This window comes from Rhodococcus sp. IEGM 1372 (genome assembly GCF_030056835.1).
Classification (GTDB): Bacteria; Actinomycetota; Actinomycetes; order Mycobacteriales; family Mycobacteriaceae; genus Rhodococcoides.
This window is the reverse complement of sequence record NZ_JASHKS010000001.1, coordinates 1-19,548: the sequence shown is the minus strand read 5'-3', so window position 1 is coordinate 19,548 and position 19,548 is coordinate 1. Positions and strand designations below refer to the sequence as shown.

Annotated in this window: 16 protein-coding genes; 10 read left to right on the top strand and 6 right to left on the bottom strand. The window is 60.3% G+C overall.

From position 1 onward, the window contains the following. Complete coding sequence (locus QM590_RS00075; RefSeq protein ID WP_269593700.1) at window positions 1–1,011, bottom strand: 1-phosphofructokinase family hexose kinase; 1,011 nt, start codon at window positions 1,009–1,011, stop codon at window positions 1–3. Continuing rightward, window positions 1,008–1,775: a DeoR/GlpR family DNA-binding transcription regulator gene (locus QM590_RS00070; protein ID WP_068050675.1), complete on the bottom strand. Its 768-nt coding sequence runs from the start codon at window positions 1,773–1,775 to the stop codon at window positions 1,008–1,010. Before QM590_RS00070 ends, QM590_RS00075 begins: the two co-directional genes overlap by 4 nt. Before the next feature lie 171 nt (window positions 1,776–1,946). Between QM590_RS00070 and ptsP the strand changes: the two genes are divergently transcribed. The 3 genes from ptsP (at window position 1,947) to QM590_RS00055 (ending at window position 6,263) form a co-directional block, all read left to right on the top strand. Beyond that, a complete protein-coding gene (ptsP, locus tag QM590_RS00065; protein ID WP_269593701.1) occupies window positions 1,947–3,677 on the top strand; it encodes a phosphoenolpyruvate--protein phosphotransferase in 1,731 nt (576 codons plus the stop codon). Between the two features lie 22 nt (window positions 3,678–3,699). Then, on the top strand, window positions 3,700–4,971 hold the full coding sequence (locus tag QM590_RS00060) for a uracil-xanthine permease family protein (RefSeq protein WP_269593702.1): 1,272 nt from the start codon (window positions 3,700–3,702) through the stop codon (window positions 4,969–4,971). Window positions 4,972–5,120: 149 nt separating this feature from the next. After that, entirely contained in the window at window positions 5,121–6,263 is a 1,143-nt protein-coding gene (locus tag QM590_RS00055; protein ID WP_269593703.1) for an acyl-CoA dehydrogenase family protein, read from the top strand. A 75-nt stretch (window positions 6,264–6,338) separates the two neighbouring features. Here QM590_RS00055 and lexA read toward each other — a convergent pair whose 3' ends face one another. Then, window positions 6,339–7,022 carry a transcriptional repressor LexA gene (gene lexA / locus QM590_RS00050; RefSeq protein WP_149406047.1) on the bottom strand — a complete coding sequence of 228 codons (684 nt, stop codon included), beginning with the start codon at window positions 7,020–7,022 and terminating at the stop codon, window positions 6,339–6,341. A 385-nt stretch (window positions 7,023–7,407) separates the two neighbouring features. On the opposite strand from lexA, the gene QM590_RS00045 reads away from it, so the two are divergent. Beyond that, entirely contained in the window at window positions 7,408–7,821 is a 414-nt protein-coding gene (locus QM590_RS00045; protein WP_269593704.1) for a hypothetical protein, read from the top strand. A 100-nt stretch (window positions 7,822–7,921) separates the two neighbouring features. Next, window positions 7,922–8,386, top strand: coding sequence for a transcriptional regulator NrdR (nrdR, locus tag QM590_RS00040; protein WP_008716872.1), 465 nt, complete (start codon window positions 7,922–7,924; stop codon window positions 8,384–8,386). Between the two features lie 12 nt (window positions 8,387–8,398). Here nrdR and hrpA read toward each other — a convergent pair whose 3' ends face one another. Then, a complete protein-coding gene (gene hrpA / locus QM590_RS00035) occupies window positions 8,399–12,295 on the bottom strand; it encodes an ATP-dependent RNA helicase HrpA (protein WP_269593705.1) in 3,897 nt (1,298 codons plus the stop codon). 70 nt (window positions 12,296–12,365) lie between these two features. On the opposite strand from hrpA, the gene QM590_RS00030 reads away from it, so the two are divergent. The 3 genes from QM590_RS00030 to QM590_RS00020 all read left to right on the top strand — a co-directional run bounded on the left by QM590_RS00030 (window position 12,366) and on the right by QM590_RS00020 (window position 16,202). After that, window positions 12,366–12,911, top strand: a complete 546-nt coding sequence (locus QM590_RS00030; RefSeq protein WP_269593706.1) for a Pr6Pr family membrane protein — start codon at window positions 12,366–12,368, stop codon at window positions 12,909–12,911. Window positions 12,912–12,932: 21 nt separating this feature from the next. Next, window positions 12,933–14,300, top strand: a complete 1,368-nt coding sequence (locus QM590_RS00025) for a recombinase family protein (protein WP_269593707.1) — start codon at window positions 12,933–12,935, stop codon at window positions 14,298–14,300. Window positions 14,301–15,995: 1,695 nt separating this feature from the next. Beyond that, complete coding sequence (locus QM590_RS00020) at window positions 15,996–16,202, top strand: hypothetical protein (protein WP_269593708.1); 207 nt, start codon at window positions 15,996–15,998, stop codon at window positions 16,200–16,202. A 102-nt stretch (window positions 16,203–16,304) separates the two neighbouring features. Here QM590_RS00020 and QM590_RS00015 read toward each other — a convergent pair whose 3' ends face one another. Together QM590_RS00015 and QM590_RS00010 are read right to left on the bottom strand one after the other, a co-directional pair. Next, window positions 16,305–17,327, bottom strand: a complete 1,023-nt coding sequence (locus QM590_RS00015; protein ID WP_269593709.1) for a hypothetical protein — start codon at window positions 17,325–17,327, stop codon at window positions 16,305–16,307. A 68-nt stretch (window positions 17,328–17,395) separates the two neighbouring features. Next, a complete protein-coding gene (locus QM590_RS00010; RefSeq protein ID WP_269593710.1) occupies window positions 17,396–18,310 on the bottom strand; it encodes a hypothetical protein in 915 nt (304 codons plus the stop codon). 102 nt (window positions 18,311–18,412) lie between these two features. Between QM590_RS00010 and QM590_RS25890 the strand changes: the two genes are divergently transcribed. Continuing rightward, window positions 18,413–18,793, top strand: a complete 381-nt coding sequence (locus QM590_RS25890; RefSeq protein ID WP_411741273.1) for an HNH endonuclease — start codon at window positions 18,413–18,415, stop codon at window positions 18,791–18,793. A gap of 161 nt (window positions 18,794–18,954) precedes the next feature. Further along, on the top strand, window positions 18,955–19,401 hold the full coding sequence (locus QM590_RS00005; protein WP_269593711.1) for a hypothetical protein: 447 nt from the start codon (window positions 18,955–18,957) through the stop codon (window positions 19,399–19,401). Window positions 19,402–19,548: the final 147 nt, after the last annotated feature.

Genomic DNA, 19,548 nt, shown 5'->3' with positions numbered 1-19,548 from the left:
CTAGAGACGATTCGAAGAAGGGGAGAGCGCGGACGGGGTGACGGAGGTGGGGATGTCGAGCGCACGGACCGTCACCGAATTCGGGTGGGTCTGCTCGGGCAGTGGAAGCGTGGTGCCTGGAAGTGCGGTTGCCGCCGTTCCGTAGGCGACGGCGCGGCGAAGTTTGTCTGCGTCGGAACAGTTCTCGGCGTCGGCGAGGATGTAGCCGGCGAGCGAGGAATCGCCTGCGCCGACCGTGCTGACCGCGGTGATCGGGGGCGGGCTGGCGTACCAGGATCCGTCCTCGGTGACCAGTACGGCGCCGGCGCTGCCGAGAGTGGCCAACACCGCGCCGACGCCTCGGCCGAGAAGGATTGTGCTGGCTGCAATCGCTGCCGTCGGATCACCCTTCGCCGCTGCGCTTTCCAGCTCTTCGGAATCGTACCCGGTGAGTTGGGCTAGTTCCTCGGAATTGGGTTTGATCAGATCGGGTGCCGACGCCGGGAAGGCCGCCGCGAGAGCGAGCAGTGGCTCGTCGGAGGTATCCACCGCAACTTTCGCGGACGTGGCGCGCAGCGCCGTCACGAGCTCTGCGTACCAGTCGACGGGCAGACCGGGCGGAAGCGAACCGGAGAGCACCACCCATTCGGCATCGACTGCGAGAGAGAGGATTCGCTCCCGCAGCTCGGTGCGGGTCTGCTCCGACACCGTCGCACCGGGCTCGTTGATCTTGGTGGTGGTGCCACCGACCTCGCTCACCGTGATGTTGGTGCGGGCCGGCCCCGACGTCGGAACGGCGGAGTACCGCACGCCCTTGTCGGACATCGCGTCGAGCAGCGGGTCTCCGACATTGGCCGGGAGCACCGCCAACGCGTCGATTCCGGATCCGCCGAGGACACGAGCGACGTTGACGCCCTTGCCGCCCGGGTCGGAGACCGACGTCGATGCCCGGTGCACGCCCCCGCGAACCAGTGGTGTGTCGAGCGTGACCGTGCGGTCGATGCTCGGGTTGGCCGTGAGTGTGACCATCATGCGATCACCACCTCGATTCCTTTGTCGCTGAGCTTCTTACGGTCGTTGTTCGAGATATCGCTGTCGGTGACGATGACGTCGATGGACTGCACTCGGGCGAAGCTCACCAGGTGCTCGCGTCCGATCTTCGACGAATCTGCGAGCACCACAACGTGATTGGCTGCATCGACCATCGCGCGCTTGACGGCTGCCTCGTCGCTGTCCGGGGTGGACAGGCCGTGCCCGACGCTGATGGCATTGGTACCGATGAACGCGACGTCCACCCGTAGCCATTCGAGGGCGCGCAGTGCTTCGTCGCCGACGGCAGCCTGGGTGGTTCCGCGCACCCGCCCGCCGAGCAGTCGAAGACTCACGCTCGGCATGGTTGCGGCCCGGGCGGCGATCGGCACCGAGTTGGTCACCAGAGTCAGCTCGCGGTCGTGGGGAAGCAGGCCCGCCAACCGGCCCGTCGTGGTGCCCGCGTCGAACACCGCACTGCCGCCCACCGGTGGCAGGAAGGACAACGCCGCGGCTGCGATGGCGTCCTTCTGGTCGGCGCGGGTGAACTCTCGCTCGGAGACGCCGGGCTCGAGTGTGGTCAGTGCGGACGCGGGTACTGCTCCACCGTGGACGCGGCGGACGACTCCCATTCGGTCGAGGGTGGCGAGATCGCGTCGCACGGTTTCGGTGGTGACGCCGTACGTGGCCGACAGATCGTTGACGGAGACGCGGCCGTGCGTGCTGATCAGTTCGGCGATGGCGTGTTGGCGTTCTTCGGCGTACACCTGCGTCTCCTTCCCGGTTGATGTTGCTTTATGTTGTTTTACGCCCGTGTGTGTTGACATGTCAAGGGTTTGGAGTAATCTCGGTCACAACACAGGCAAGTGAGTGAGTACGCCACAGCTCGCCGAACAGATGCGATGACCTTTGTTCACGCAGGATCCGAGGAGGACCACATGACGGGATCGGTTAGCACCGCTTCGACCGGACACACCGACACGACAGTCGATGCAGCCGGGGCCGGAGCAGCGCAGACGACGCTGCGCGGCACACCCGTCGTGCCCGGCGTCGGATACGGCCCCGTCATTCGTCCCGGTGCCCGACCGTCCATCCCGGCCGACACCGGCGAGGTCGCTGAGGCCGATCGGGAGGCCGAGAAGGCCGTCTTCGACGCCGCAGCGAATGCTGTCGCCTCCCGACTACGCGGTCGCGCGGAACTCGCGACCGGCGCTGCTTCGGAGGTTCTGTCTGCCAACGCCGCGATGGCCACCGACCGCGGATGGCTCGGGGCCGCTCGCTCCTCGATCGCCAAGGGCAGTTCTGCCGTCACGGCAACGGCGGCGGCAACGGAGAAGTTCGCCGCGATGTTCACCCAGCTCGGCGGACTGATGGCCGAGCGCGTGACCGATCTGCGCGACATTCGCGATCGCGTCATCGCCGAGATACTCGGCGTTCCGGAGCCCGGTGTTCCGGTACCGGACCAACCGTCGGTGCTGTTCGCCGACGATCTTGCGCCCGCCGACACCGCGGGTCTGGACCCCACCCTGATCGTCGGACTCGCCACCTCGCTGGGCGGTCCGACCAGCCACACCGCGATCATTGCGCGTCAGCTGGGCATTCCGTGCATCGTCGCCGTGGCTGGGCTCGACGACATCGCTGCGGGTACGAACGCGTCCGTCGACGGAACCAGCGGCCGCATCGATCTCGAACCCGACGCCGACTCGGCCCGCGCTGCCGTCGTGTCTGCCCGCGACGAGCTCGACCGGGTATCCCAGTGGGTCGGTCCCGGAACCACCGCCGACGGCCACGCAGTCGACATTCTCGCCAACGTCCAGGACGGTGCCGGTGCTCGCGCAGCGCGGTCGAGCGCAGCGGACGGCGTCGGTCTGTTTCGTACCGAGCTGTGCTTCCTGGACCGCGACTCCGAACCCACCGTCGACGAGCAGGCCCAGATCTACGCACAGGTACTCGACGCGTTCGCAGGCAAGAAGGTTGTCGTTCGGACTCTCGACGCCGGCTCGGACAAGCCACTTCGGTTCGCCACTCATCCCGACGAGGCCAACCCGGCACTGGGCATTCGCGGCATCCGCATCGCCGAGGCCGATCGAGGGATTCTGTACCGCCAGCTCGACGGCATCGCAGCAGCCGCCAAGGCGACCGATTCCTCCCCGTGGGTGATGGCTCCGATGATCGCGACGGCGCTGGAGGCAAAGGATTTCGCTGCCGACGTCCGCGAGCGCGGACTCACTCCGGGGGTCATGATCGAGATCCCCGCCGCCGCTCTGCTCGCCGAACACATCCTCGAGCACGTGGACTTCCTATCCATCGGAACCAACGATCTGGCGCAGTACACGATGGCCGCCGACCGCATGTCCGCTCAGCTCGCCGGCCTGACCGACCCGTGGCAGCCGGCCGTGCTGGCACTGGTGGCGCACACCGCGGCCGCGGGAGCCAAGGCGGGCAAGCCCGTCGGAGTCTGCGGTGAGGCCGCGGCCGATCCGCTGCTGGCCTGCGTGCTGGTAGGGCTGGGCATCACCTCGCTCTCGGCTGCGTCGGCTGCCGTCGCGCACGTGGGGTCGAAACTGGCAACGGTCACACTCGCTCAGTGCAAGGAAGCGGCAGCGGCCGCGCTGAAAACGGACAGCACCGCCGCTGCCCGCGAGGCAGTGAGCGCGATTCTCGGCTGATCCAATAGTGTTGCCTTCCATCATGAGAACTCTCGGTTGGACGCTGCACGGAAACGGAAAGACCGTCGACGCCGGGGCGGTGGTCTCGCCCGATGAGCGATTGACGTGGCCCCGCACCATCGGTATCGGAATGCAGCATGTGGTCGCGATGTTCGGCGCGACTCTGTTGGTTCCGACGATCACCGGATTTCCGGTGTCGACGACGCTGCTGTTCTCGGGCATAGGGACGGCGCTGTTCCTGGTCATCACCCGAGGTCGGGTGCCCAGCTACCTGGGTTCCTCCTTCGCGTTTCTGGCCCCGCTCGGTGCCACCCAAGCCAACGGACCTGCCGCCCAGCTCGGAGCCGTGCTGTGTGTGGGCGTCGTACTGGCAGCAGTGGGCTTCGTGGTGAAGTTCGCAGGGCAGCGGGTACTCGACGCGGCGATGCCGCCCGTCGTGACCGGAGCCGTCGTGGTACTCATCGGGCTGAACCTGGCACCGGCCGCTACCACGTCGTTCGAGGCACAGCCGCTGATCGCAGCTATCACCCTGGTCGCGATTCTGCTGGCGACAGCCGTGGGACCCGGCCTGATCGGGCGACTCGGAATCCTGCTCGGAGTCGTCGTGGGTTGGGTGTTCGCCGCAGTCACCGGAGGGATCGCGCAACCGCGACTCGACGCACTGAGCGCTGCGAGCTGGATCGGTCTGCCCGAGTTTCGTGGCCCGTCGTTCGAGCTGTCGGTGATCCTCGTGGCGCTGCCGGTGGTGATCGTCCTGGTCGCCGAGAACGTGGGGCACGTCAAAGCCGTCGCCGCGATGACCGGCAAGAACCTCGACGATGTGGCCGGCGACGCCTTGATCGCCGACGGGCTGGCGACCACGCTGGCCGGAGCAGGCGGCGGTTCGGGAACCACCACCTACGCGGAGAACATCGGCGTCATGGCGGCCACCCGTGTCTACTCGACCGCCGCGTACTGGGTCGCATCGATCACCGCGACGGTGCTCGCGTTCTCGCCCAAGTTCGGTGCACTGATCTTCACCGTGCCCGACGGGGTCATCGGCGGCGCAACCCTGGTTCTGTACGGCCTCATCGGGCTGCTGGGCGTACGCATCTGGACCGACGCCAAGGTCGACTTCACCGATCCGGTCAATCTCATGGTCGTCGCTGCCGCGCTCGTCGCCGGAATCGGTGACCTGACGCTGTCCGTCGGATCGGTCGAGCTCGGCGGTATCGCGTGGGGTTCGGTCGGCATCCTTCTCGGGTACCCGATCGTCTCGGCGCTCGCGAGAAGCGCGGGCAAACGCGCACGGTAGCGGGGTCGGTCACGAATCGCGCGCGTTTTGGTCATCGACCTCCGTGACGTCCCGAACGTACTGTTGGAGCGTGACGTCAGTCGTACCGACGACCGCGAATGACACCGTTCACAGGTCGATGTCGGTATGCACCGAACAAGGAGATCTGCGTGGAACGCACACTTTTCGAGCCCGAGCACGAGCTGTTCCGGGAGTCGTACCGGAAATTTCTCGATCAGCACGTAGCGCCGAACCACGTGAAGTGGGAAGAGCAGAACATCGTCGATCGCGACGTCTGGGTCGAGGCCGGTAAGCAGGGCTTCCTCGGAACGGCAGCGCCCGAGGAATTCGGTGGCGGCGGAGTCAAGGACTTCCGCTACAACGCCATCGTCACCGAGGAAACCACCCGCGGCGGATACAGCGGTATCGGCTTCACCCTGCACAACGACGTCGTCGCGCCGTACTTCATCGACCTTGCCAACGACGAGCAGAAGCAGCGCTGGCTCCCCGGATTCTGCTCCGGCGAACTGATCACCGCGATCGCGATGACCGAGCCCGGCACCGGAAGCGACCTGCAGGGCATCAAGACCAAGGCCGTCCGTGACGGCGACGACTGGGTGCTCAACGGCTCGAAGACGTTCATCACCAACGGAATCAACGCCGACCTGATCATCGTCGTGGCCTGCACCGACCCCGAGAAGGGCGCACAGGGCTTCAGCCTGCTGGTCGTCGAACGCGACATGCCCGGATTCGAGCGCGGCCGCAACCTCGACAAGATCGGCATGAAGGCTCAGGACACCGCCGAACTCAGCTTCACCGACGTGCGCGTGCCCGCCGCCAACCTGCTGGGCGAGGAAGGCATGGGCTTCATCTACCTCATGCAGAATCTGCCCCAGGAACGCCTGTCGATCGCCGTCGTCGCGGCCGCCGCGATGGAATCCGCGCTCGAGATGACGATCCAGTACTGCCGCGACCGCAAGGCCTTCGGGAAGTCGATCGGCAAGTTCCAGAACACCCGATTCGTGTTGGCGGAGTTGGCCACCGAGACCACCGCCACCCGCATCATGGTGGACAAGTTCATCGAACTGCTCAACGAAGACAAGCTGACCGTCCAAGAAGCTGCCATGGCGAAATGGTGGACCACCGAGAACCAGGTCAAACTGATCGACCGGTGCCTGCAGTTGCACGGTGGCTACGGCTACATGAAGGAATACCCGATCGCCAAGGCGTACATGGACTCCCGTGTGCAGACCATCTACGGCGGCACCACCGAGATCATGAAGGAGATCATCGGCCGCGGATTGAATCTGTGATCCGCTGATCCGAAGCACGCGAAGGGCCGCAGCACATGTGCTGCGGCCCTTCGCATGTCACTGCCGTGACGATCTCTACAGCTTGCGCATCACGGTCACGACCTTGCCGAGGATCGCGGCGTTGTTGCCCGGAATGGGCTCGAACAGCGGATTGTGCGGCAGCAGCCACACCTCGCCCTTGGACCGCTTGAACGTCTTGACGGTGGCCTCCCCGTCGATCATCGCAGCGACGATGTCACCGTTGTCGGCCACGGACTGCTGACGAACCACCACCCAGTCGCCGTCGCAGATGGCCGCGTCGATCATCGACTCGCCGACCACTTTCAGCAGAAACAGAGAGCCCTGACCGACCAGCTCGCGGGGGAGCGGGAACACGTCCTCGACGGCCTCTTCGGCCAGAATCGGACCGCCGGCGGCGATCCGGCCAAGCACCGGCACGAACGTCGGGGTCGGCAGCCGATCCTGTTCCTCGGACGCGGGCGAACCGTCGACCGCGGCGGCAGCCTGGTCGGCCTGCACCTCGTCGAGACCCCGGACGTCGACGGCACGGGGACGGTTGGCGTCGCGCCGGAGGAAGCCCTTGCGCTCGAGGGTGCGCAGCTGGTGAGCAACGGAAGAGGTCGATGTCAGACCGACCGCATCGCCGATCTCGCGGATGCTGGGCGGGTAGCCGCGCTCGGTGACCGACGCGCGAATGACCTCGAGTACCTTCCGCTGCCGCTCGGTCAGACCCGCACTGATGTCGGTGCCGACCTCCATTGCCTTGGACGTGGGTTCCGCGGCCGGCTTTCCTGCTGCGGCCTTGGTGGCGGTGGCCTTGGCTCCGGTCGTCCTGGAACCCGTCGTCGTGGAACGCGTGGTCGACCTCGTCGAGGTCTCGTCCTTCATGCTGTCGGCCTCCTGCTGGTGTCCTGGGATCCGGTCTGCGGGGTAGGTCTGCGCGGACTGGAGTTGATGGTGTCGACTCGTGTGGCGTGTGGTTTCTGACACGAATCTAGCGTGTATCAGCTGTTGAATCAAACATCTGTTCGACTCGTGTCGCGTTTTCTGCAGACTTTGTCGGAGGCTCGTGATAGAACTTCGAACAAGCGTCCATCGAACGCCTGATCGAACAATCGATCCAACGAGCGAAGTCGAGGTTCCGATGACCATCATCACCGATCGCCCCACCGCCGCCGGTGTCCGTGCCCGGTCCACCGTCGTCGAGCGTCGCCGCCGGGCCCGTCCCGTTCTGCGGAGTCCCCTCGGGATGCACGGCGTCACCACGGTGCCCCGCACACAGAGCGCACCGTGCCTTCCGGTCCTCGACCCGTCGTGGACCGACGTCACCGACCGCGAGGATGCCGATCGCGAGTTCGACGCGACCTCCACGCACTTCGCGAGCCAGCCGGTTCGACTGCGATCGCTGGTGTTGTGGATGCTCGCAGTGGTCGTCGTGGCCGGTGGTCTGATCGGCATCGCGAACCTGCGAGCAGTTGCACCCGATGCAGGTGTGCAGCCGGCCGGTGTGGTCGAAGTGCACGACGGAGCTCTCGTCGAGTACACGACCGGCAGATGACCACCGCCCCCGTCGGGTTCGAGAAGGCTGAGTATCCTCGGTGGACTGCCCCGATGTGCGTGCTCGTCGTCGGAGCATCGGCTACGACGGAGGGTCCCTCATGCATTGCCCGTTCTGCAGGCATCCCGACTCACGCGTGGTCGACTCGCGTGAGATGGACGAGGGACAGGCAATCCGGCGGCGTCGCTCCTGCCCGGAGTGCGGTCGTCGTTTCACGACCGTCGAGGCAGCAGTGCTTGCAGTCGTGAAGCGCAGCGGCGTGACCGAGCCGTTCAGCCGCGAGAAGGTCGTCAAGGGAGTTCGGCGCGCGTGCCAGGGCAGAGATGTCGACAACGATGCGCTCAACCTGCTGGCACAGCAGGTCGAGGACGCCATCCGGGCAGCGGGATCAGCGGAGATCCCCAGCAACGAAGTGGGATTGGCCATTCTCGGTCCGCTCCGTGATCTGGACGAAGTGGCGTACCTGCGCTTCGCTTCCGTGTACCGCTCGTTCAGTTCGGCCGAGGACTTCGAGAAGGAAATCCACGAACTGCGTAAGCACCGCGAGTCCGCCGACATCGACTGACAGTTCCGCCCGTCAGCGGCTCTGGTCCGAGATCGCCTTCTCGATGCGCTTCTCGGAGACCGGATACGCCGTACGAATCCCTTGGGCGAACAGTCCCACGCGCAGCTCCTCGATCATCCAGAACAACTCCTGCACCCCGGAACTGTTCTTTCTGCTCTCCGGAAGCGAATCCAGCAGTCGTCCGTACGACGCGTACACCCGATCGAGTACATCCATCGCCGCCGCGTCACGGCCTGCGCTGCTCGGCAGAGTGGCCAACCGCTTCGTCGCCGCCGCGAGATAGCGCGGCAGGTCCGCCAATCTGCGAGAACCGAACTCGGTGACGAATCCGCGAAAGATCAAGCCGTCGAGCTGCTCCCGAACATCGTCTGCCGGCTCACCGGAGGCTGATTGCAGTTGCGCCGACAAAGCCAGGGCAGCGGTCAGCACAGGACGAACCAGGGCGAGGACCGCGGCGGTACGCTGCGGAACCTCCGCGTGCACGAGCACCCTGAGCTTGTCGAAAGCCTCGGGATCTCGTACCGGTCCACCGTGCGCGTCCATTGCTTCCTCGACCGCGAGAACCCGGCATTCCTCGAGTAGTGCATCGACTCCGCCGTACGGATTCTGGCCGAGGGCAAGCCGTTCCGCCGTCGGTAATCCGGCCAACAGTGCTTTGGTGCCCTTCGGCGCAGTCGACAGCAGCAGAGCCCTGGTTCCGGAACGCATCGCTGCCCGCTGCTGAGCAGGGGTGCTCAGGACTCGCACCGCCACGCCCGGTCCTTCCGGCACCAAAGCCGGATAGCCGGTGACCTTCTGGCCTCCCACATCTCGGGTGACGGTCGACTCCAACCGTCCCAGCGTGCTCGAGGTCCACGCCAGCGAGGGCGCACGCTCGGCGTCACCCACCGCGCTGGCCACCTGACGGCCGACCTCACCGGACAAACCGGTACGCAGAGCGGTCAGATCCTTGTTGCTGCCCAACACCTTTCCGGACGGATCGACGGCCGCGAACGTCATTCTCAGGTGCTCGGGGAGTGCCGCAACATCGAAGTCCTTCGCCGTGATGTGGCACTGGGCCGCCCGCGAGAGCTCACGGGCCAATGCCGTCACCAACGTTTCGGCGCGGGGCCGCATGACCGCCAATGCCGCGGCTGCGAAGTCGGGGGCCGGCACGACATTGCGGCGCAACGCTTTCGGAAGCGTCTTGATCAGTGCGGTCACCAACTCGCCGCGCATCCCCGGGACCAGCCAGTCGAAGCCCACCGGCTGTACCTGAGCGAGCAGAGCGATCGGAATTCGTGCGGTGACGCCGTCGGCCGCCGTGCCCGGCTCGAACTGGTAGGTCAGGGGAAACTGGATCTCGCCCTGTCGCCATGCGTCGGGATACGCGCCGGTCAGTACCGAGGCCGCGTCGGAGTTGACGACGGTGTCGGTGGTGAAGTCGAGCAGCGCCGGGTCCTGTCTGCGGGCCTTCTTCCACCAGGTGTCGAAGTGCCGTGCCGACACCGCCTCCGGGGCGATGCGGGCGTCGTAGAAGTCGAACAGAGCGTCGTCGTCGACGACGATGTCTCGCCGTCGGGCGCGATGTTCGAGTTCACCCACGTCGTCGAGCAGTGCCCTGTTCTTGTGGAAGAAGGCATGCTGGGTCTTCCACTCGCCCTCCACCAGCGCATGTCTGATGAACAGCTCTCGGGACGCCTCGGGGTCGATACGGTGATAGTTCACCGGACGTTGCGTCACCAACGGAATGCCGTACAGCGTCACCCGCTCGTAGGCCATCGCCGATTCACGCTTGATCGACCAGTGCGGTTCCGAGTACGTCCGCTTGACCAGATGCGGTGCCAACCGCTCGGCCCACTCCGGTTCGATGCGAGCAGCCATGCGGCCCCACAATCGCCCGGTCTCGACCAGCTCGGCGGCCATGACCCAGCGCGGGGGCTTCTTGAACAGACCCGAACCGGGGAAGATCGCAAAGTGAGCTCCGCGCGCGCCGAGGAACTCGCGTTTGTCCCCCTCCCGGAGTCCGACGTGCGAGAGCAGCCCGGACAGCAGCGACTGATGCAGGGCGGTCTCGGTGGAATCGGCGTCGGGCACCGTCCACCCGAGCCCGCGGGTGATCTGACGCAGTTGGCCGTGCAGGTCCTGCCACTCGCGAATACGTAGGTAGTGCAGGAACTCTGTTCGGCACATGCGTCGGAACTGGTTGGAGGACAATTCGTTTCGCTGCTCGCGCAGATACGTCCACAGTTTCACGTACGCCAGGAAGTCGGAGTTCTCCACTGCGAAGCGTGCATGCTTCTCGTCCGCTGCCTGCTGATGCTCGGCGGGCCGCTCACGAACGTCCTGAATCGACAGGGCCGCCACGACCACCAACGCGTCGCGAAGAGAGCCGTTGCCGTTGGCCTCGACGAGCATCCGAGCCATCCGAGGATCGACCGGCAGTGCCGAGAGTTCCCGGCCGATCGGGGTCAGCTCTGCAGTGCCGTCCTTGGTGGCCGGCTTCAGCGCCCCGAGTTCCTCGAGCAGTCCGATTCCGTCCCTGATACTGCGCGGATCGGGCGGTTCGACGAACGGGAACGCGTCGATCTTGCCCAGCCCGAGTGCGGTCATCTGCAGGATGACCGACGCCAGGTTGGTGCGCAGTATCTCCGGCTCGGTGAACTGTGGACGCGACTCGAAATCCTCTTCGGAATACAGCCGGATGCAGATGCCGTCGGCGACGCGGCCACAGCGGCCGGCCCGCTGCCGCGCCGACGCCTGGGAGATCGGCTCGATGGGGAGGCGTTGCACCTTGGTGCGCAACGAATATCGCGAGATTCGAGCGGTACCGGGGTCGACCACGTACCGGATGCCGGGGACCGTCAGCGATGTTTCCGCGACGTTCGTCGAGAGCACCACGCGTCGGCCCGAGTGCGGGGAGAACACTCGGTGTTGTTCGGCCGCAGAGAGTCTCGCATACAGAGGAACGATCTCGGTGTTGCGGAGATTGCGATCGTTCAGGGCGTCGGCGGTGTCGCGAATCTCGCGTTCACCGGACAGGAACACCAGAATGTCGCCGTCGCCCTCGGCCATCAGCTCGTCGACGGCCTGGCAGGTCGCGTCGACGGGGTCGAGATCGATCGTGGTGTCCCCGGCGTCGACGGTCAGTGGCCGATAGCGCATCTCGACCGGGAAAGTGCGACCGGAGACCTCGATGATCGGGGCAGGCACGCCGTCCCGCGCGAAGTGCTGGGCGAACCGTTCGGGGTCGATCGTCGCCGAGGTGATGACGATCTTGAGGTCGGGACGCCGGGGGAGAAGCTGCGCCAGGTAACCCAGGATGAAGTCGATGTTGAGGCTGCGCTCGTGCGCTTCGTCGATGATCAGGGTGTCGTACTGTCGCAGCAGTCTGTCTCGCTGGATCTCCGCCAGCAGGATGCCGTCGGTCATCAGCTTGACGAGGGTCGAATCCGAGGACTGGTCGGTGAATCTCACCTTGTAGCCGATGGATTCACCCAGGGGCTCGCCCACCTCCTCGGCGATGCGTTCGGCCACCGTGCGGGCAGCGAGGCGTCGAGGCTGAGTGTGGCCGATCGAACCGCGAATTCCGCGGCCCAGTGCGAGAGCGATCTTGGGAATCTGAGTGGTCTTACCCGAACCGGTCTCACCGGCGACGATGACGACCTGGTGTTCGGCGATGGCGGCAGCGATGTCGTCCTTGCGCAGACTGACCGGAAGCGACTCGGGGAACTCGAGGGTCGGCACCGCCGCCCGGCGATTGGCCACTACCGTCTCGGCGCGGGCGACATCGCGTTCGAGAGCGGCGAACGCGTCGTCGGTACGAGCCTTGTCCAGTCGCCGCCGCAGCCGGTTCTCGTCCCGGATCGTGACGTCTGCCAGACGTGTGGCGAGAGATTTTCGCTGACCGGACAAATTCGAGTTAGACATACTTGCTCCAGGATATCCGCATCGACGCAACCGCCGTGAATGCCGGCCGAGACTGTGCCAGGATCGCCGTATGAGCATCGTGCACGATGTCACTGCCGAACCGCATACGCCGGTACCGATCAGGACGCTGCGGGTGCTGTTCGCCGCGCTCACCGCCGCAGCGCTCGTCTCGATCGTCCTGGACGGACTTGCCGCCCCGACTTTCTCGTTGGTCAACTACTTCAGCTACTTCACCGTGATCAGCAACGTCCTGACGGTGCTGGTCCTCACGATCGGCGGCGTGATCGATCCGCGGACTTCGGGATGGCAGCTCTTTCGCGGAGCGGTGACGCTCTACATGGTGATCACCGGGATCATCTACGCGGTGTTGCTTGCGAACATCGATGTCGGTGTCGCGGATCCGTGGACCAACAACGTGGTGCATCGAATCATGCCCGTGGTCCTTCTGCTCGACTGGATTCTCGCTCCACCGCGTCGGCAGATCTCCGAGTCGCGCAGCCTGACGTGGTTGCTCTTCCCTCTGGTCTACGGGATCTACACCCTGATCCGTGGACCCGTCGTCGACTGGTATCCCTATCCCTTCCTCGACCATTACAGTCTGGCGAAGGGTACCTAGGGACCGAACGCCGAGGATGCCATGACCAGCACTGCTATCTATGTCCGTAAGTCCACGTTGAACGATGCGGACGACCAGGCACCGGGCGTCAAGGTGCAAGAGGACGCGTGTCGTAAGTTCGCTGTCGAGCAGAAGCTAGGCTCTGTCGTCCTCTACGTTGATGACGGTATATCGGGCAAGGCGGGGGTGCACCGACCAGGTTTCGAGCGTCTGAAGTCCGATATAGAAGCTGGAAGCGCTGCCGCTGTCATCTGCTGGCGTAGCGACCGTCTGAGTAGGGATCAGCTCGACCTGCTGTTGTTCAATCGTCTGATCCGTAGCCGGGGAGTAACGAGCTACAGCGTTACCGAGGGCGGCAAGATCGATCTTGAATCAGCCGCTGGTCGCATGTTCGCGGGTATCAGGGGTGTGTTCGGTGCCTACGAGCGCGAACTGATCTCAGAGCGTGTCGTAGCCAAACAGCGGTATCAGGCCGAACAGGGGATGGTTGCACCAGGCCGTTACAGACTGTTCGGGTTTGCGGACAAGCAACGGACGGCTGTCGATCCTGCCGAGGCCAAGGTAGTGCAGAACCTAGCAACGGACTTCATTCGAGGTATGCCGTTGTATGCGCTGGCTGTCGATATGAATAATCGAGGCATACCCAAACAGCTTGGCAATAAGTGGGAACCAAAAGACATACGTCGGATGCTGACCAATCCTGCCTACACCGGACTTCGCCAGTTTCGAGGCGAGATCGTTGCCGAAGGACAGTGGCCGAGGATCATCGAACGGGACGTGTGGGAGCGGCTACAGCTCGAATTGACCCGTAGACGGGGAAGACAGCGGATCACCAAGGCGTCTCACTTGCTGTCCGGTCTGCTCTACTGCGCAAACTGTCATACCAAGCTAGCTGCTGGGAAGAACGGAAAGTACGACAGCTACCTATGCCCGACTCCTAAGGGTTGCGGCAAGGTCAGTCGTAACGAACACCAGCTCGATGAAGCCTTGATCATGCTTACGGCGCTGCAGATTCGTGAGCTACCGATGGAAACGTCGATGGTGGATCGTACCGAGCTCAATGCTGTGGAGTCCGATATCGAACTACTTGCCGAGGCCAGAAAAGCACACCGGATCGATATGGTCACCTTTCTAGACCAGAACGAGGCTCTACAGAAACAACGCTCGAAACTGATAGACGAACTGGACAAGGCATCGGTAATTGTCACTCTGTCGGGCCGAGATAGGGAATTCAGGGCGGCACCGATGGATGAACAGCGTGAAACGATACGCAAGTTCTTCCCGGCTATCGGTGTCAAGACTGCCGGTAGGGGAGTGAAGTTCAACGCCGATCAGTTGGAGCTACCAAAACCGCTAGAGGAATACCTGCCTGATCGAAAGCGAGTATAATTCTCCGTAGCAGGGAAAATCGGTTTCGACCAATTCCCTGCTACCAAAGGCTATGTATTCCTACCAGGCAGCACAGCCGACAATGCCCCCGGTATGTAAGTCGGGGGCATTGTTTTCAGCTAGACCTCATCTACGCGGTAGATCGATGGATCATGACCCGACAGCTCAACGCGTTTATCAATCCACTTTGTTGCTTCCAGTCGGCTGTCCACCCGTCTCAACACGTCGCCAGTCTCGACGTTGACGATCTCATAGCTTGTCATCGCTAGAGCATATCGTACCGATGAATCGCGGGGCAGCTAGAAGCGTTCAACCACTGCAACAAAATCATCTAATATTGTTCGAACAGAGTTGCGAATTAGTGCCATTTCTTGCTATAATACTATGGTACGGAAACAAGTTAGTAGCTCTGGAAAAGCCTAACCAATGTACGCAAAAGTTTACCTAAGAAGGCAGACTCACAGGGAATCCAGAGCTACTGTGAGTCTGCTTTCGTATAGGTATCTCCTGGCACGAGACTAATCGCCCGTTGTGGGGTATCGCCCTGGTATTCATTTACAGCAGGGAAGTTACAACAAAGTGCCATTCATTCTAAAGCCTCACCGACATTGCAGAGCCTCTGTCATGGCTGATAGCAAGAGTCTAGTTCACCTTGGAATGTCTCAGAACGAAGGATAATCAAGAGTTGGTATCAAATCTTCAGTCGGCTTTGCCGTAACCAACCACCAAGCCCGTATGAATTCGGACGGTCCAAAACAAGTTCCCCGCTCTTTGGGTGCTGTAATGGCACTCGATATTGGGTCAGCAGGATTGAACACCCTGTGTACGAAATAGCCTATGTCGTACTTTGACGTCGCTTATGCCACGGACAAATAGCCCCCTTGCTTTACCGGAACACTCTAATTCGGGGTGTCTAGGTGAGGCAGGGGGGACAAAACAAGTACCAGCAAATCTATTCAAATTAAATCAACACTTCAAATATGACCAATACAGTCGCTTCGCTCCAGTCGTGCAACTCAGCTTGTCTAAAATGCATGACAAATATTCGATACTGACAATACTGAGAATAAGCGCACAGATTCTCATAATATGCTTCAATTGAACAATACGAACAAACGTTCTTTAATGAACAAGTGTGCAGACAGCCAAGAATTACTAACCGTAGAAAGGATAGCTATATGACTGAGGGAAAGGTATGCCACGGAGCATGCAAAGAATGGAGACCGCTAGACAGATTTAGTAAAAGAAAAGGGACACCGGACGGTCTGCGATATATCTGCAAGGAATGCGAAAACGATTACCGACGACAGAGCTACCGAGCCGATCCTGAAAAGAGCAAAAAAGCATCAGCTCGGTGGGTGGCCGAGAATCCCGACAGAGCGCGCGAGAACGCCAGACTACGAGCTAAGCGCTATCGAGAACGTCACCCAGAGAAAGTAAGAGAAAGTAGCCGTAAGTACTACGAACGCACGAAGAAAGGAAAACAGAATTGAATCAGATTCACACAGCAAGTAGTGAGGACCTACGAGACGGTCTAGCTATGACAGAACAGCTCTATGACACGAGCCGTAAGAGGTACGAGAAGGCCAAGTACTGGTCTGGCATCCATCTGGAGATCTACGAAGAACTACAGCGCCGAGGAATCGACCCGTACCCCGCTAGAGACGTACCAGCCGGGTACGGAAAGAAGTATTCATGGTGAAGAAAGAACAGCTACGTATCCGCACCACAGAGCAACTGATCAAGGCCAGGGGACCGGTCGATATAAATATGACTAATTGGGCAAGCTTGGAAGAGTATCGACAACTCAGACCAGTTGATTATGAGGGCCATGTAGCCGAATCCACGAACGAAACCAACACTACCGACACAACTATCGAGGAAGATAGCCACAGTGGCTGAATGGGAGCTATATAGACATGCACCTTCTAAATCAGGATTGGCATCGCAGCCGTAGATAGGGAAGTGCTGATAGAAAGTTGAACTACCCTAGACTAGTTCGGGCTATCCGCGCGGCAGTTTTCGAAACTTCTCAAGGATCGGCGCGCGTGAAGGATCGAGTACTACAGCCATTTGAATAATTTCCCTAGACTTCACAAATCGCTTGAGGCCGCGATAGTAGAGAACGGCAATTCCTAGAAGTCCAAGCACTAGTACGCCAGTTGCAGCTAACCACTTGGAAAGGTCAGCCCCGGGAGCTACATATTTGATGTAGAAGGTAGCGACAATAATCGTGAGGGGAGCGGTCACGCTAAGGCGAAACTCCGCTTCTGACCTCTCCCTGTCGAAATCATCCCATAGAGCAAGTTTGTCGTTGTGGATGACGTTCTCTACAACAGACGACTCAAACTCTATCTGCTCTTGGACCAATCGTGGAGCATTTCGTTCTAGAATTACTTGATCTTGCAGATATGACGGAGAGATGGACTTTATTAGCTCAATGTAGTCGGACGAGACGGTTCGCTGTTTCGCTCTGCTTAGCTCTATTTCTATTACCTCGTAGAGTTGTCTCCTTACAGGGTTTTTCGTAGTCAGTCGAGTTAGAATCATGCCGGGAATAAAATGGAGAGCTATTGAACCAATTTTACTTCCTGCCTTAACTTTCGGCGCTATATTCTCGACAGTCAGAACCGACCCGATCAGGTACGCCACGAACGTTAAAACGCCCAGCATTGCGGTTGCGCCCACGCCATCACTTAGGGTGTAAAGCTCCCGAACGAACGGTAAACCGCCCTCGCGGGTCGGTAGTACACCACCGAGAATCAGCATGAACATGGCGACTAGCCACAAATAGCCGGTGGCTAGCGGGGTCCGTAGGTCACGTAGACCGGGGAGAATCGTCGTCAACATGGAAGAACCATACCGGAAGCTGACCAGATTATTTTGGTCTAGAAAACGGAAGCGCAACATAATCGCTACGACTTCATTGATGATTTTACCAGTAGAAATTAGTTCTATTCTTGAAGAATGAAGTGCACCGTCAACAGTAACGGCTGTTGGTTGCTCAACGGGTGTGGAGATGGTCACGGTTGCCGAGTACTGCGCTTCTAAGGAAAGACGTACCGAGCGCATCGATACAACTTTCTGAGATACTGCTAACGACGACTAATTATACTTTCCATGTCCTTAGTATATTGAGCTAAACTGACGCAAAACGGAGACCGGGTGGGATCGATTACGACGGCTAGCTGAATAATGGCAGATGCTGAAGTAAGCCGCTTAATTCCGCGTATGAACACTGTATATATAAGCCAGAGGGCGAGGCCTGTTGCGGGAACCGCCACTACGAGCTGCCATGAAATCCCGACGTGTGCGCAATATCTAATAGACAGGATCATCGCGATGACAAGCAGAGGAGGCGTGATGCTAACACGAAAGTTCCCTTCTGCCATTTCACGGTCGTAATCATCCCAAAGTGGTGACTCGTCACTATGGAGTTTGTTTGCGATGATCTCGCGTTCGTCGTCAATGGTCGATTGGAATTGGTTCAGTTTCTCCCGATGCATCATATCGGTATTGCCCAATGATCCTCTTCCATGAAAAAATGCTTTGAAAGGTGGCAAACCGTAGTCTTGACCGTTAGTGGCCTGCTCATAGGCACCCAAAGTCGACTCGTAGTTGGTGACGGTATCGTTTGCATATTTCTCGAAATGAGTGAGTAGATGTTCGCTATACGGAACGTCTACCGTTGGACGTGGTTGTTTTCTGACGTACTTTTCTTTTATTAGCTTTACTTTGAACCTGCGCAATGTGCGAGTCAACGAGTCCAGATTTATTTCTTCCGTGCTAAGAGCCGAGCCGAGCAGATACGCCACAAAAGAGAGAACTGCGAGCACAGCTGTCGTTCCTAGGCCGTTCGCGATATCGAAAACCTGGCCGATCAGCTGGCTTTCAGATTCAGCAGTTGGCAATATGTCTGCGCACGCAAGGAAGAGGGCTACTAGCCAGAGATAGCCGGTTGCCAGAGGCGTCCGCAGGTCGCGCAAGCCGGGGAGAATCGTCGTCAACATGAGAGAACCATACCGGATGGTTCACGACAACATTATTCTTCAGTAATTGATACAATTAAGTCATATCAATTTAGTGACTTAGTCACTAGTGCAGATGATCATATGAAATACGACAAAGAACTCAGCTATGAGTTAGACGATAAAGGTTGTTGGAACTTTACCGGGGCCAAGGATAAAGATGGTTACGGCGTAGTCAAGTACGACGGTAAGACCTACCGTGCACACAAGTTCTCGTTTCTACAGAACAAGGGCGAGGTTGCCGGGGGACTGGTAGTAAGACATACCTGTCATAACAGAGCATGTATCAATCCCAAGCATCTACTACTCGGTACTCAGGCAGAGAACATAGCTGACAGGGAAGAACGCAAGATCGTCCGATGTGCAGTAGGTCATGCACTGAATCAGTCGAACAGTTTCAGGTACAACAATAGATTGATATGCAAGATATGTAGGGCAATAGTAGCCGCGAGAAATGTTAAGTAGATGTGGGTATTCGTAAGATTAGTTATATTGCAAATCCGCGCCTGAGCTTAATCGGATTCGATTTGCAATACACAACTGAGCGAAGCGAAGTTGTGTGAGTCGTTAGTCAGGCTCACAACGCCGGCCTCAAGTCCGGGAATGACAATCATAATCAGAAAGGAATGTTTGACATAGCTAAGTATTCAGAAGAAGAAAGACGAGCGTTTGCCGAGCTGGCCGGGGACGTAGGTATCCCCAAGGCGAAGCGTGAGTTGCAGTACCCCGAGAGTTGGGCAACGGGGAAGAAGTGGTGCGAGGAGTTCGGCATTGCCGTTGAGCTAGACGCGCTCAAGTCCAAGGCATCTCAATACAACCAGTTCTACGAGGAGACCGAGCTACGTATAGCCATGCAGGACGCACTGTCACGCGGCATCGAGCTGATGGAGTCGAGCGACCTCAAACCGGCCGACTACGACAAGCTGGTGAACGGCATGAACAAGATCACCAACTCGATACAGATGCTCCGAGGTAAGGCCACCAGCCATACAGCCAAAGAGGACACGCTCGATGCAGCGGCACTGGCATTGTTCGACCAGTACACCAAGTCGAAGGTTGATCCTTCAACATGACACCACTGGACTACATGAGACAGCTCGACGTACCGGGGGAGCTACTGACTACCACCGCCGGTAGAAAGCTACTCACACGTGATGATCCAATGGGGAGTGTCAGATTAACGGTGGATCCGACCTTGGCGTCGGTTAGTTTCCGTTCGG

What these genes read in the sequence shown, in the direction of transcription:
- QM590_RS00020 (WP_269593708.1), top strand. Translation starts at nt 15,996, where the DNA reads ATGGTGAAGAAAGAACAGCTACGTATCCGCACCACAGAGCAACTGATC.
- lexA (WP_149406047.1), bottom strand. Translation starts at nt 7,022, where the DNA reads ATGGAGGTCGGCACCGACATCAGTGCGGGTCTGACCGAGCGGCAGCGG.
- QM590_RS00025 (WP_269593707.1), top strand. Translation starts at nt 12,933, where the DNA reads ATGACCAGCACTGCTATCTATGTCCGTAAGTCCACGTTGAACGATGCG.
- ptsP (WP_269593701.1), top strand. Translation starts at nt 1,947, where the DNA reads ATGACGGGATCGGTTAGCACCGCTTCGACCGGACACACCGACACGACA.
- nrdR (WP_008716872.1), top strand. Translation starts at nt 7,922, where the DNA reads ATGCATTGCCCGTTCTGCAGGCATCCCGACTCACGCGTGGTCGACTCG.
- QM590_RS00060 (WP_269593702.1), top strand. Translation starts at nt 3,700, where the DNA reads ATGAGAACTCTCGGTTGGACGCTGCACGGAAACGGAAAGACCGTCGAC.
- QM590_RS00005 (WP_269593711.1), top strand. Translation starts at nt 18,955, where the DNA reads ATGTTTGACATAGCTAAGTATTCAGAAGAAGAAAGACGAGCGTTTGCC.
- QM590_RS00075 (WP_269593700.1), bottom strand. Translation starts at nt 1,011, where the DNA reads ATGATGGTCACACTCACGGCCAACCCGAGCATCGACCGCACGGTCACG.
- QM590_RS25890 (WP_411741273.1), top strand. Translation starts at nt 18,413, where the DNA reads ATGAAATACGACAAAGAACTCAGCTATGAGTTAGACGATAAAGGTTGT.
- QM590_RS00030 (WP_269593706.1), top strand. Translation starts at nt 12,366, where the DNA reads ATGAGCATCGTGCACGATGTCACTGCCGAACCGCATACGCCGGTACCG.
- QM590_RS00010 (WP_269593710.1), bottom strand. Translation starts at nt 18,310, where the DNA reads ATGTTGACGACGATTCTCCCCGGCTTGCGCGACCTGCGGACGCCTCTG.
- QM590_RS00045 (WP_269593704.1), top strand. Translation starts at nt 7,408, where the DNA reads ATGACCATCATCACCGATCGCCCCACCGCCGCCGGTGTCCGTGCCCGG.
- hrpA (WP_269593705.1), bottom strand. Translation starts at nt 12,295, where the DNA reads ATGTCTAACTCGAATTTGTCCGGTCAGCGAAAATCTCTCGCCACACGT.